The sequence below is a fragment of the Actinomycetospora sp. NBRC 106378 genome (genome assembly GCF_030269685.1).
In the GTDB taxonomy this organism is placed as follows: Bacteria; Actinomycetota; Actinomycetes; order Mycobacteriales; family Pseudonocardiaceae; genus Actinomycetospora.
Genome location: NZ_BSTT01000001.1, coordinates 705,154 through 717,865, shown reverse-complemented (window position 1 = coordinate 717,865; position 12,712 = coordinate 705,154). Strand labels below are relative to the sequence as shown.

The window sequence follows — 12,712 nt, the reverse complement described above, 5'->3', positions numbered from 1 at the left end:
CGCCCGTGTGGACCACGCGCCGCGAGACCCTCACGGATGTCGACGCCGTCCGCGGGGTCGAGACCGCCGCCTTCCCGACGACGAGCGAGGCCGACCTCGTCGACGCCCTCCGCGCCGACCCCGACGCCTGGCTCGACCTGTCCTTCGTGAGCACCCTCGACGAGGAGGTCGTCGGCCATGCCCTGCTCACCCGCTGCCACGTCGACGGCGCCCCGGCCCTCGCGCTCGCGCCGTGCGCCGTCGTGCCCCGCCACCAGGGGCGAGGCGCCGGCGCGGCGGCGATCCACGCCGCACTCGAGGCGGCGGGGGAGAGCGGCGAGAACCTCGTCGTCGTTCTCGGTCACCCCGACTACTACCCGCGGTTCGGCTTCACCCCGGCGTCCGACCGCGGGGTCCGGGCGCCGTTCGACGTGCCCGACGAGGCCTTCCTGACGCTGCCCCTGGATGCGTCACGTCCCACCCCGCGCGGCCTGGTCCGCTACCCGCCCGCGTTCGGCGGCTGATCAGGACGACGGCGAGAGCTCCCACGCCGTCGGCCACGGAACGGACGCGTCCGGGTCGGTCACCGGCTCCTCGTGGCCGCCGACCCGGACACCGCCCGCGGTGATCAGGGCCCGCGCCCGCTCCTCGCCGATCCCGGCCCCCGTCAACCGCTCGAGCAGGGTGGCGGGACGGGGTTCGGGGCGCGGGTACTCGAGCACGCCGAGGACGGTAGGTCGATCCGTCGCGCCGATCGGGCACCGACGGGTCGGACTCCGCTCACACCACCAGGTCGAGTCAGCAGGAGCGGTCGCGAGATGCACGTGAGGCAGGCCCGGACGACTCCGGACCTGCCTCACGCGACCCTCGCGGACGGCGGCGCGCCGTCAGCTCACACCTGCTCCAGCTGGTAGCTCACGTCGTCGCCGTCCACCGCGCTCACGGTCGCGCGGACCGAGTACGAGTCGGCCCCGTCCAGCACGGAGCACGTGATCGAGGCGCCGACCTCGGCCGGCAGGTCCTCCGAGCAGATCGCCTGCCCGGTGGTGATCCGTCCCTGGATCTCGTTCGCGACCACGGACGAGTCCACGACGCCCGGGCCGAGCAGACCGAACAGCGCGATCACGCCGACCACCACCGCGGCGAGGCTGCCCAGGACGGTCAGGATCGGGCCGAGCCGGCGGCGCGGGGGCGACACCTCCGGGGTGCTGGACCCGGGTACGACGCCGTTCGCGGTGGCGGTGGGCTCGGGGGTGACGGACGCGGTCATGACGACTCCTCGGTGCTGCGGCCACGCTCTGTGGCCGATGTCGAGAAGACTGCCCGGCAATTCCCGGGACGTCCGCTGCCGTCGTCACACTGCGTGTATCACCGCCGCGACACTCACATCTCCCGCTCGAGGTGGGCCCGCACCGCGGTGCCGTCGGAGCTCATCCACCCCTGGCCCTCGGCGTAGGAGAGCATCCGGGAGAACTCGACGTCCCAGCCCTCGTCGACCTGCCCGGCGGCGAGGCGGCGGAGGGTCTCGACCGGCACCATCACGTGGTTGCCGTCGGGCAGCAGCTCCCCGCCGCCGTGCTCCGCGAGCACCTCGTGCAGCCGCGCCGGCGTGAGGCGCTGCTTGTACGAGGCGTACAGCTCCTTCAGCCGGTCCGGCTGGTGCAGCGTGATGCCGTCGTCGGCGATGGCGAGGTACATGCCGCCCACCCTGCCCGACGACGGGTGCCGGGGCACCCGCCGTCGGGACGCGTCAGCGCGCCGGGTCGATCGCCACCGGCTCGCGGTGCGGCTCGTGGTGGTTCGCACTCTTGGGCGTGGCCAGGACGGACCGGGTGCGGTCGTCCAGGTCGGCCTCGGAGAGCAGCCCACTGCCCGCGAGGACGGTCTCCAGCGCGGTCAGCCAGTGCTCGTAGTAGCTCCACGGCTCCTGGCCCGCGCGGGCGCCGTCGGCCTCCCACTGCTTGATCGACTCGATCAGCGACAGCTGGAACTCCGACCACTCGTACTGCCCGGAGTGGTACGCCGCGACGGCGAGCGCGAACGCCCGCAGCTCCCAAGGCTCCCGGAACGGGACGTCGCCGTCCCCACCGGGCAGCCCGTAGACGAGGTCCTGCACCCGACGGCGGGCCTCCCCGAGCTCGGTTTCTTCCCGGATCGGTGTGCTCACTGCGCTGCCTTCGGCGCGCCGACGCCGATCATCGAGTCGCGGGTGACGAGGGCCTCGAGCTGTTCGGCCGACCAGCCGTCGGTGCCCTCCGGACGCTGCGGGAGCACCCAGTAGCGCAGCTCGGAGCTGGAGTCCCACACGCGGACCTCGACGTCGTCGGCGACGGCGTAGCCGAACTCCTCGCGCAGCACCTTGCGGGGCTCCCGGACCATCCGCGAGCGGTAGGCCGGCTGCTTGTACCAGTTCGGGGGCAGCCCGAGCACCGGCCACGGGTAGCAGGAGCACAGCGTGCAGACGATGACGTGGTGCAGGTCGTCGGTGTCCTCGACGGCGACCATGTCCTCGCCCTGCAGCCCGCCGATGCCCATCTCGGCGCACGCGGTGCTGGCGTTCTCCAGGAGCCTGGCCTTGAACACCGGGTCGGTCCACGCCCGCGCGACGACCTTCGCGCCCAGCTGCGGGCCCACCTCGTTCTCGTAGATCTCCGCGAGGCGGTCGACCGCCTCCGTCGTCATGAGGCCCTTCTCGATCATGATCGACTCGATGGCCTTGACGCGGGCGACGACCTCGGCCTGGTGGTCGGAGGCGACCGGGGCGGTGGAGTGGCTGGCGCTCATGCGGCGGTCTCCTGGGCGGTGGCGGGGACGATGTAGGGCTCCCAGACGTCGAAGGTGACCGTGCCGTTCGGCTCGGCCGACTCCTCGCCCCAGAGCTCGGCGTTGGTGAACTGGACGGTGTAGACGTGCTCCGGCGCCTCACCGAGGTCGTTGCCCGCGGTGTCCGGGTAGATCATCTCGCCGTGGGCCATGATCACGGTCCCGGTGCGGCCGCGGACGTAGCCGGCGCGGCGGGTGTGGCCCTTCGGCACCTCGTTGACGACCGTGACCCGGTCGCCCACGGCGAACGCCGGGGCCTTCTCGCCGGGACGGGCCGCGGTGGCGCCGGCCGGGATGACGGCCTCGATGAACGCGACGAGCTCGCCGTCGGGGTCCTGCCCCTCGGGCAGCGGCGCGTCGGGGTTCTCCAGGTAGTACTGCGTGCGCTTCTCGATCTCCTCCGGGTCGAGGTGACCGAGACGCACGCCGTGGTGGGTCACGGAGTGGACCCAGTGCTCGTAGTAGGTGGACGTCAGGTACTCCACCGGCTCGATCTGCTCCATGCCGTAGCGGAAGGAGTCGACGCCGAAGAACCCCGCGCGGAAGGCGAGCGGGAACATCGCGTGGGCGTGCTTCTCCCACTCCGCCTTCCAGACCGGCTCCTCCGGGGGCGGGGCGACGGCGCCGAGACCGTCCTTCCCGCCGAGGTCGTGCAGTCCGTTCACGAGTTCCTCCTGGTGTGACGCGACGCGGGGCTCAGGCTTGGGCGACGACGGCGGCGGGCGCGGGGAAGCCGCCCACGGCCTGCTCGTAGGCGTGCGCGGCGCGCAGCACGGTGGCGTCCTCGTACTGGCGTCCGACGAGGGACAGACCGACCGGGACCCCGTCGACCAGCCCTGCCGGCACCGTGCACACCGGGTGGCCGGTGACGTCGAACGGGGCGGTGTTGGCGAGCATCTCCAGCGCCCGGCCCAGCCGTTCGACGACCGGGGCGTCGCGGCCGGGGCGCACGGTCGCGCGCATGGCCATCGTCGGCAGGACGAGCAGGTCGACCTCGGCGAGCGCGGCGTCGTAGGCGGCGGCGAGCTTCGGGGCGAGGTTGCGGGCCATCGCGTAGTGCTTGCCGTGGGTGGTGTTCAACCCGTACTTCCCGGCGAGCAGGACGAGCTTCACCGTGTCGGGGAACCGGCTCCCGTCCTCGGTCCACCGCCGCCCGTAGGACTCCATGAGCTCGGGGTCGTAGAGGCCCTTCCAGTTCAGGCCGTACCCGGAGTTCTCGATCATCTGCGAGGCGGCGCCCTCGGTGGCGATGACGTCCCAGATCTTCGGGCCGTGTAGGTGCCAGGGCACCGACACCTCGGAGACCGTCATCCCGGCGTCGGCGAGTCCCGTGACCGCGGCGCGCACGGCGTCGTCGACCTCGGGCTCGGACTCGGGGAGACCGAAGCCCTCCCGCAGCACCCCGACCCGCAGCCCGGTCGCACCCTGCGCGAGCGCCCCGAGGTAGTCGTCGGCCGCCACGCCGGTGGGCTGACGGGGGTCGTGCCCGTCGGCCCCGGCGATCACCGAGAGCATGAGCGCGGCGTCGGTGACGGTGCGGGTGATGGGGCCGAGGTGGTCGATGCTCGCCTCGATGGGGAACGCGCCGGTGTAGGGCACCAGGCCCCACGTCGGCTTGTGCCCGACGAGGCCGCAGTTCGCGGCGGGCATCCGGATCGACCCGCCCTGGTCGCCCCCGGTGGCCATGTCGACCACGCCGCCCGCGACGAGGGCCGCACTGCCGCCGGAGGAACCGCCGGCGCTGCGTGCCGGGTCCCACGGGTTCTCCACGTCGCCGGTGTTGGCGGTGATCGAGGCCCCGGCGAAGCAGAGGTCCTCGCAGACGGCCTTGCCGGCGATCGTGGCGCCCGCGTCGAGGAGACGCGCGACGATCGTCGCGTCGGTGCTCGGCACGTACCCGTCGAAGGTGTCCGAGCCGTTGGTCATCGGCACGCCCGCGACGGCGGTGTTGTCCTTGATCGCGACGGTGCGGCCCGCCAGCGGCCCGTCCGCGGCCCCGGTGATCGAGGTCGTGACGTACCAGGCGTTGAACGGGTTGTCCGCGGGGTCGGGCCGGGTCCACGCCCGCTCCGGGGTCGCCGGGGCCTCGGCGGCGTAGAGCTCCTCCACGGCGTCCCACGACCCGAGCAGGCCGGAGACGGCCGGGGCGAACTCGTCGACCGCGTCGTCGGACAGGCCGAGGCCGTAGCCGGCGGCGACGGCGGCCAGGGCGTCGTGGTCCGGTGGGGGGAGCGGCATGGGTGGTCTCCAGGGGGCGCGACCGGCGGTGGACGCGAGCACCGTAGGAAGCGCCACGCGAAAACGTCAACAACCACCGACACATCCACATGTGACGTCCTGATGACGTCGTGACAATCTGCCGACGCCCATCGACATGCTGAGACGACGCGGTAGCGTCCCCGCCGCCGCCACCCGCCGTCGAGAAGGAGCCCCGGTTGACGACGATCGCCGCCACCCCCGCCACCGGCTGGTCCCACGGACAGCGTCTGAAGCTCTCCGGCATCGTCGCCGTCATCGCCCTGCTCCACGTCGCCGGCTGGTCGCTCTACCTCTTCCTGACGGCGGGTCCGCTCGGTGCGGGAGCCTTCGCCGGGGCCGGGGTGCTCGCCTACGTGCTGGGCGTCCGCCACGCCTTCGACGCCGACCACATCGCCGCGATCGACGACACCACGCGGCTGATGGTCCAGCGCGGCCGCCGCCCCGTCGGGGTCGGCTTCTTCTTCGCGATGGGCCACTCGTCGGTGGTCGTGGCGTTGTCCCTGGTCATCGCGCTCGCCGCCGGGGCCGCCACCACCGCGCAGGTCGACGCGTTCCGGGAGATCGGCGGGACGATCTCCACGGTGGTCGCGATGGTGTTCCTCGCCCTGGTCGCGGTGCTCAACGCGATGGTGCTGCGCGGCATCGTCAAGCTCTGGACCGACCTGCGGGCGGGCCGGCTCGACGAACCCGAGCTCGAGCGCCAGCTGCTCAACCGCGGTCTGGTCAACCGCATCCTCGGCGGCCGGGCTCGCGCCTGGATCCGGCACTCGTGGCACATGTACCCACTGGGCTTCCTGTTCGGGCTCGGTCTCGAGACCGCCTCCGAGGTCACGCTCCTGACGCTGTCGGCGACCACGGCGTCGAGCGCGGGCGTCAGCGGCGGGGCCTCCCTGCTGGCGGCGCTGACCCTCCCGCTGCTGTTCGCGGCGGGGATGAGCGCCTTCGACACCGCGGACGGGCTGCTGATGTCGGTCGCCTACTCGTGGTCCAACCGGAACCCGGCGCGGCGGCTCTTCTACAACATCGCGACGACGGCGGCGACGGTCTCGGTCGCGGGGTTCATCGCGAGCGTCTACCTCGCGGGCGTCCTGGCCGACGACCTCGGCGTGGTGGCGCTGGCGGGCTACGCCGGCCTGGCCGACGACTTCGAGCTGCTCGGGTACGTGATCGTCGGCTTCTTCGTGCTGGTCTGGGGCGGGGCGGCCCTGCTCTGGCGGTTCGGCGGGTTCGAGGAACGGCACCGGGCCGGCGCCTGAGTCATCTCGCCTCCCCGACCACCCGCAGCTGTCCCGAGACCGCCTCGGCCACGTAGAGGGTGGGCGTCACGAGGTCGCGCGCGCCGACCACGTCGACCGCGCCGGCCCGTCGCCGCATCAGGGCACGGCCGTGATCCGCCGCGCTGCCGCCCGGGTCGCGATGGCGCACCCGGGCGTAGCGGTGGATCGACTCGTAGACCGTCTCGGACAGGGCCGTGACCGCCGGCGCCCACGTGCCGTACGCCGCCCGGTAGCGCTGCAGCAGGGCGTCGTTCCCGGCGATCGGGCCGTTCTCGAAGTAGGCCAGGGCGGTGCGCAGGCCCTGGCCGGCCAGCGGGCCGATGTGGGCGAGCGTCGACTCCTCGAGGACCAGCGACACGGTGCGCACCGCGTCGCGCAGCCCGGCGTCCGCGGACTGCCGCTCGAAGGCCACCTCGTCGGCCCCGATGAGGCTGCTCAGCACCAGGTCCGCCCCCGAGGTGCCGATCCGCTCGAGCACGGCCGTGAAGTCGGAGGTGCCGAGCGGGGTGAGCGACTCCCCGACGACCGCGCCGCCCGCCCGGTCGATCACCCGCCGGGCGGCGGCGTGCACCCCGTGCGACCACACGTAGTCCTCGCCGACGAGGAACCAGTGCCGGGCCCCCGTCGTCGCCATCGTCGGCCCGACCAGCGCCTCGAGCTGGGCCCGTGGCCGCTCCCCGAAGCGCACCGCGGTCGGCGACGCACCGCCGCCCTCGTTCAGCACCGAGTGCACCACCAGGACGTCCCGGCCGGCGAGCGCGTGGCGGACGGCCTCGAAGCTCGCCGAGGTGCTGTTCACGAACACCGCGCGACAGCCCAGCCGCGCCATGCGCACGGCCTCGGTCGCGGCCTGCCGGGCATCGGTGCCGTCGTCCGCCGCGACGAGACGGACCGGGCGGCCGGCGATCCCGCCGTCGGCGTTGACCTCGGCGACGGCGAGCTCGGCCATCAGCTCGGCCGAGAGGGAGTACACCGCGCCGGGCCCGGAGGCGTTGGTGATGACCCCGAGCCGCAGCGACCCGTCGTCGGGCGGTTCCGGCAGCGGGATCCCGCGCCGGTGCAGCAGCCACTCCAGGCCCTCGGTGGGGACGTCGGCGCGCAGCCGCACACGCGTGCGGTCGGTGCCGACGGGTGCGAGGCGCAGGCTCAGTCGGCCGCGCCACGGCTGGGCGTGCTCGATGTCGAGCAGGACGCCCGGGACCACGCGCGCCAGCCGCCCGAGGACCTCGACCTCGTGCCGTCCGTCGGCGTCCAGCGGCAGCCGCAGGCTGACCGGCGCGCCGACGCGGACGTCGTCGCAGTGCGCCCCGAACAGCCAGCCCGCACCGCGGCCCGCCCCGAACAGCGCGAACAGCGCCTCCGGGGTGTGCGCCACCGTGTGCTCCACGGCGACGGTGGTGGTGTCCATCGGGCCCCCCACGACGGGCGTGGTCGCCTCAGCCGGTCTCCTGCGCGCCCACGGGGTCGTCGGCGGCGGCCGCGGCGGCGTCGGTGATGCCCTGGCGCAGGATGTTCTGCAGGAACACGAAAGCATCGCGGACGGCGCCGTCGGTGTCGAGGGAGTAGTAGCGGTTGCGGCCCTCCCGACGTTCGCGCACGAGCCCGGAGGTCCGCAGCACGCGCAGGTGGCTGGACACCGTCGTCCGTCCGACGGCGTCGATGCGTGCCGCGATCTCGCCGACGCTCAGCTCGCCGTCCTCGCCGAGCGCGGCGAGGATGCGGCGCCGCACGCGGTCGGACAGAGCGTCGAACGCGAGCGTCTCGTTCTGCTCCACGCGGGTGAAGCTATCACGTGTCGATGGATGTCCACATGTGGGCGCCACCGGCCTGCGACGGCGGCGGACGGCCCCGTCCGGCGTGCTAATTTCCCCCTCGAGGCCGCCTCGGCCTCCGCCGACGAGGGTGGCCGTACCGGACCCTGCAAAGACGGCCACGGTGAGGTGACCGATGTCCGAGCAGGGCCACTCCCACAGCGACGCCTTCGCCCAGAAGGAAGGCGCGTGGGCCCAGGAGGCGGAGGCGGCGATCTCGCTGTTCCGCCACGACGAGGAGATCGAGCGCGGGCTGGCCTTCGGCCTCTCCGGCTCACCCACCCTCGTCGACCGCACGATCCCGACGTTCTCGCGCGGCGAGCTGCCGCACTTCGCGGGCGAGCGGGGCACCTTCCTCAACGCGCCCTACCTGGAGGACGTCAACCAGGTCGACGACGCCGAGGTCGCGATCTTCGGGGCGCCGGTGGACGCCGGCACCACCTACCGGCCGGGCACCCGCTTCGGGCCGCAGGGCATCCGCCGCTCGACCAACCTGTTCGGCACCTACTGCTACGAGCTGGGCGTCGACCTGCGCGAGCAGCTGAACATGGTCGACATCGGGGACGTCTTCACCATCCCGGGGAACCTGGAGAAGTCGTTCGACCAGATCAGCCAGGCGATCTCCCACGTGTACTCCCGCGGGGTGTTCCCGGTGGTCCTCGGCGGCGACCACTCGATCGGCTACCCGACGATCCGCGGGATCGCGCCGCACGTCGACGGCAACATCGGCATCATCCACTTCGACCGCCACGTCGACACGCAGGAGACCGACCTCGACGAGCGGATGCACACCACGCCCTGGTTCCACGCGACCAACATCGCGAACGCGCCCGCCACCAACCTGGTGCAGATCGGGATCGGCGGGTGGCAGTCACCGCGGGCCGGGGTGAAGGTCGGGCGGGAGCGCGGCACCTCGATCATGACGATCGGCGACGTCGAGCGCGTCGGCGTCGAGAAGATCGCCGAGACCGCCCTCGAGCTGGCCTGGAAGGGCGCGAAGGCGGTCTACCTGTCGTTCGACATCGACGTGCTCGACGCCGGGTTCGTCCCCGGCACGGGGTGGCCCGAGCCGGGCGGCCTGCTGCCGCGCGAGGCGCTCAACCTCATCCGGCTGATCTCCGCCGCGGGCCTGTCCGGTCTGGAGATCGTGGAGTGCTCGCCGCCCTACGACTGGGCCGAGCAGACCGCCCTGATGAGCTCGCGCATCGTGCTCGACTCGCTGGGCGTGCTCGTCCGGGAGGGCCACCTCGGGAAGAAGCCCGCGGCCCGCGACCGGCACGCCTGGGGCCCGCAGGCCTGAGGCGTCCGGGACGCGCACGAACGGCACTCTCGCGCACCTCGATGCTGCGGGAGTGCCGTTCGTCCACGAGGGACGGCAGCGATCAGGCCGCGGCCCGGGCGGCGTTCTGCCGGCGCATCACCCGGTAGGCCACGAGCCCGAGCGCGAGGATGACGACGACGGCGAGCACGGCCGAGTACTGGAGGACCCAGCCCCCGGAGCCGTCCGGGTCGTAGACCGCGGCGCGCGGCCAGCCCACGTTGACCAGCAGGAAGATCCCGAACAGGACGGCGACGAGGTTCACCGGCAGGCCCCAGCGGCCGAGGGAGAACGTGCCGGGCTCGGGCTCGTGGAGACCGGTTCGCGCGAGGCGGTGGTAGAGCCGCGGCACGGTGACGAACAGGTACGCCAGGTAGACGATGACCACCGAGATGCTCGTGACCGAGGCGAAGACGCTCGATTGCCCGAGGTTGACCAGCAGCACCGCGATGGCGAGCACGCCGACCACGACGGTCGGCAGCACGGGCGTCCGGGTCCGCGGGGAGACCTTCGCGAGCGCGGCGGAGAACGGCAGCTGCCCGTCGCGGGCCATCGAGAACATCACGCGGGACGCCGAGGTCGAGATGGCGAGTGCGGCGGAGAGGATCGAGGCGGCGACCACGGCGAGGACGACGCGGCCGAAGACGTCGCCGAGCTCGCTCGTCACCACCCACGCGATGCCCTGCGAGGCGAGATCGGGGGAGGCGAGGTCCGGGGCGGCCATCAGCGCGGCGAGGATCAGCAGCAGCCCGCCGACCCCCGAGATCACCATGCAGCGCACGATCGCCCGCGGGGTGGTGCGCCGCGGATCGCCCGTCTCCTCGGAGAGCTCCGCGGCCGAGTCGAACCCGTACATGACGTAGGCGGCCATGAGCATCGAGGCGAGGAACGGCCAGAGGTAGGAGCCGTCGCCCTGCACCCCGTTGGTCTCGAACACGACCTGCGGGCCCCGCTGCGCGTGCGCGAACAGGGCGACGACCACGAGCACCAGGCCGACGATCTCCAGGGTGACCCCGATGCGCGTGACGATCGCGACCCGGGTGACGCCGAGCAGCTGCACGGCCACGCACACCGCGATGCAGATCGTGCCGAGCACGATGGCGTTGAGCGCTCCCGTGTCCGAGGTCGGCGACGGGTCGCCCCCGACGATCTGGAACCCGCTCCACACCTCGGGCAGCACCGCCTGCAGTGCGATGGCGATGGCGGCGACCGACACGACGTAGCCCAGCTGCATGAGCCAGCCCGCCATCCAGCCCCACGGGTCGGAGGCGACCCGGCGTGACCACTGGTAGATCGCCCCGGCGATGGGGTAGCGGGCGGCCAGTTCCGCGAACACCAGGCACACGCAGAACTGCCCGACGAACACGACGGGCCAGGTCCAGATGTAGGCGGGACCGCCGAACCCGAAGCCGATGATGAAGAGCTGGAAGACCGTCGTCAGGATCGAGACGAACGAGAAGCCCGAGGCGAAGGACGCGAACGGGCTCAGGCCGCGGTGCAGCTCCTGGCGGTAGCCGAGCACGCCGAGGTGGTCGGCATCGGCATGGTCGGGACTGTCGGGGCCGGCATGGCGTTGATCGACGGACACGGCAGAGACCTCCGGCGGTGCGCGGACGACGTCTCCCGGGCTTTTGTCCCGCCGTGGAACGGGCCGTGGGGACCGGCCCGCCTGTGCCTCTCGGTCGCGGACCCGGCACTCGACCGGCGGAACCCTAGGCGCGCCCCGCCGTGCGACGGGTCGCGACCAGTAGAGGAGCGGTTCGTGTCGTGCGTGCTGCGTCGCGTTGTCGACACTGTTTCCCCGTGTTTCGGACCCAGGTCCGACCCACGGGCCCGAAGGTGACGGAGATGATCAGCACACCTTTGTCACACACCGGTAACGGGATTTCCGACATCACCCGGACAGACCTGACAGAGTGCTCGGACGTTCGAGCGATCCCCACGCTCGGCGTTCCCCGAAAGACCCGTCGCCGACAGTCGGGGCGGCGGTCGACGTCTAGAAGGAGCTCCCCATGGCACTGAACTCTCGGACCGTGACCGGTCGCCTCGCCGGCGGCCTGCTGATCGCCGCCGGCCTCGTCGGCTTCGGCGGCGGGGTCGCCAACGCCGAGGAGGCGCCCTCCGGCGCCATCCAGGAGGTCGGCTCGGCGGTCAGCGGCGTCGAGGAGGCCACCGGTGTCGCCGCCGTCTCCGACGAGCTCGGCGACGCCACCGGCCTGACCGACATCGAGAACGAGCTCGGCATCACCAAGGCCGAGGAGGGCCTCGGCCTCTGACGGCCGCGTGACGTCCGGGCCGGAGCGCACCGCGCTCCGGCCCGGACGTTCGTCTAGGGCTTGCGCCCGACCGCGCCCGCCAGGCACTTCTGGGCCGGGCTCAGCGGCTGGAGCCGCGGCCCGTCCGGCCACCAGTCGCTGACCAGCGAGAACCCGGGGTCGATCAGCTCGAGCCCGGGCAGCATGGCGAGGATCTCGTCCTTCGTCCGGAACACGCCGCTGCCCAGCGGGCTGTGCACGAAGGTCTCCTCCATACGGCGCGCGAGCGCGGAGTTCTCGTCCTGCGGGTCGTAGAAGTGCGAGAGCGCCACGTACGAGCCGGACGGCAGGGCGTCGATGTAGGTCCGCATGATGTCGGCGCAGGGCCGCTCGCCCACGTAGTGGTGCAGCGTGCCGAGCTGGAGCAGGGCCAGCGGCTGGGAGAAGTCGATGAGCTCGCGGACGATCGGGTCGGCGAGCACCTCCTCGGGCCGTGTCAGGTCGGCCGGGGAGAACCGGGTCAGCTCGTTCTCCTCGAGCAGCGCCCGGCCGTGTGCGACGACCGACGGGTCGATGTCGACGTAGACCACGCGGGTGTCCGGCGCGATCCGCTGCGCGGCCTGGTGGGTGTTCTCGGCGGTGGGCAGCCCGGAGCCGAGGTCGAGGAACTGGCGGATGCCGGTCTGGCCCGCGATGAAGCGCGTGACCCGGATGAGGAACTGCCGGTGGTCGACGGTGAACTGCTCCACCTCGGGCGCCACCGTCTTCAGCTTCTCGACGACCTCGCGGTCGACCTCGAAGTTGTCCTTGCCGCCGAGCGCGCAGTCGTAGACCCGGGCGATGCTCGCGCGTGTCCGGTCGATCGTCGCCGCGGCTCTCGGAGAGGCCGGTCGCTCGATGCTCATGCTGCTCCCGCCGACGTCGACATCGTCGCCGATCAGTGTGCCACTTTCAACTTCCGCCGGGTCGCTCCCGCAGGGCCAGGATGCC

15 protein-coding genes are annotated in these 12,712 nt (G+C 72.6%); 4 read left to right on the top strand and 11 right to left on the bottom strand.

Features of this window, described 5'->3' with window-relative positions:
• The first annotated feature begins 5 nt into the window (after positions 1 to 5).
• Entirely contained in the window at positions 6 to 503 is a 498-nt protein-coding gene (locus QSK00_RS03600; protein WP_285587581.1) for a GNAT family N-acetyltransferase, read from the top strand.
• On the opposite strand, the gene QSK00_RS03595 is transcribed toward QSK00_RS03600, so the two are convergent.
• The 7 genes from QSK00_RS03595 to QSK00_RS03565 form a co-directional block, all read right to left on the bottom strand.
• Complete coding sequence (locus QSK00_RS03595; protein ID WP_285587579.1) at positions 504 to 701, bottom strand: hypothetical protein; 198 nt, start codon at positions 699 to 701, stop codon at positions 504 to 506.
• A 170-nt stretch (positions 702 to 871) separates the two neighbouring features.
• Positions 872 to 1,249: a DUF4333 domain-containing protein gene (locus tag QSK00_RS03590; protein ID WP_285587578.1), complete on the bottom strand. Its 378-nt coding sequence runs from the start codon at positions 1,247 to 1,249 to the stop codon at positions 872 to 874.
• Between the two features lie 113 nt (positions 1,250 to 1,362).
• Positions 1,363 to 1,677 carry a hypothetical protein gene (locus tag QSK00_RS03585; RefSeq protein ID WP_285587577.1) on the bottom strand — a complete coding sequence of 105 codons (315 nt, stop codon included), beginning with the start codon at positions 1,675 to 1,677 and terminating at the stop codon, positions 1,363 to 1,365.
• Between the two features lie 52 nt (positions 1,678 to 1,729).
• Entirely contained in the window at positions 1,730 to 2,146 is a 417-nt protein-coding gene (locus tag QSK00_RS03580) for a nitrile hydratase accessory protein (protein WP_285587576.1), read from the bottom strand.
• A complete protein-coding gene (gene nthA, locus QSK00_RS03575; protein WP_285587574.1) occupies positions 2,143 to 2,763 on the bottom strand; it encodes a nitrile hydratase subunit alpha in 621 nt (206 codons plus the stop codon). Before nthA ends, QSK00_RS03580 begins: the two co-directional genes overlap by 4 nt.
• Positions 2,760 to 3,467, bottom strand: coding sequence for a nitrile hydratase subunit beta (gene nthB / locus QSK00_RS03570; RefSeq protein ID WP_285587572.1), 708 nt, complete (start codon positions 3,465 to 3,467; stop codon positions 2,760 to 2,762). Before nthB ends, nthA begins: the two co-directional genes overlap by 4 nt.
• A gap of 31 nt (positions 3,468 to 3,498) precedes the next feature.
• Positions 3,499 to 5,040 (bottom strand): amidase, encoded by a 1,542-nt coding sequence (locus QSK00_RS03565; RefSeq protein ID WP_285587570.1) that lies wholly within the window; start codon positions 5,038 to 5,040, stop codon positions 3,499 to 3,501.
• Positions 5,041 to 5,237: 197 nt separating this feature from the next.
• Here QSK00_RS03565 and QSK00_RS03560 point away from each other — a divergent pair, with 197 nt between their 5' ends.
• A complete protein-coding gene (locus QSK00_RS03560; RefSeq protein ID WP_285587568.1) occupies positions 5,238 to 6,317 on the top strand; it encodes a HoxN/HupN/NixA family nickel/cobalt transporter in 1,080 nt (359 codons plus the stop codon).
• A gap of 1 nt (position 6,318) precedes the next feature.
• On the opposite strand, the gene QSK00_RS03555 is transcribed toward QSK00_RS03560, so the two are convergent.
• Positions 6,319 to 7,746 carry an ABC transporter substrate-binding protein gene (locus tag QSK00_RS03555; protein ID WP_285587566.1) on the bottom strand — a complete coding sequence of 476 codons (1,428 nt, stop codon included), beginning with the start codon at positions 7,744 to 7,746 and terminating at the stop codon, positions 6,319 to 6,321.
• Between the two features lie 28 nt (positions 7,747 to 7,774).
• Positions 7,775 to 8,113: an ArsR/SmtB family transcription factor gene (locus tag QSK00_RS03550; protein WP_285587564.1), complete on the bottom strand. Its 339-nt coding sequence runs from the start codon at positions 8,111 to 8,113 to the stop codon at positions 7,775 to 7,777.
• Positions 8,114 to 8,285: 172 nt separating this feature from the next.
• Between QSK00_RS03550 and QSK00_RS03545 the strand changes: the two genes are divergently transcribed.
• The gene (locus QSK00_RS03545) at positions 8,286 to 9,449 is read left to right on the top strand and encodes an agmatinase family protein (RefSeq protein WP_285587562.1); all 1,164 of its coding nucleotides are present in this window, start codon (positions 8,286 to 8,288) and stop codon (positions 9,447 to 9,449) included.
• Positions 9,450 to 9,531: 82 nt separating this feature from the next.
• On the opposite strand, the gene QSK00_RS03540 is transcribed toward QSK00_RS03545, so the two are convergent.
• Positions 9,532 to 11,055, bottom strand: a complete 1,524-nt coding sequence (locus QSK00_RS03540) for an amino acid permease (RefSeq protein WP_285587560.1) — start codon at positions 11,053 to 11,055, stop codon at positions 9,532 to 9,534.
• Between the two features lie 424 nt (positions 11,056 to 11,479).
• Between QSK00_RS03540 and QSK00_RS03535 the strand changes: the two genes are divergently transcribed.
• Positions 11,480 to 11,743, top strand: coding sequence for a hypothetical protein (locus QSK00_RS03535; protein WP_285587557.1), 264 nt, complete (start codon positions 11,480 to 11,482; stop codon positions 11,741 to 11,743).
• Between the two features lie 53 nt (positions 11,744 to 11,796).
• On the opposite strand, the gene QSK00_RS03530 is transcribed toward QSK00_RS03535, so the two are convergent.
• Complete coding sequence (locus QSK00_RS03530; protein WP_285587555.1) at positions 11,797 to 12,627, bottom strand: SAM-dependent methyltransferase; 831 nt, start codon at positions 12,625 to 12,627, stop codon at positions 11,797 to 11,799.
• Between the last annotated feature and the right edge of the window lie 85 nt (positions 12,628 to 12,712).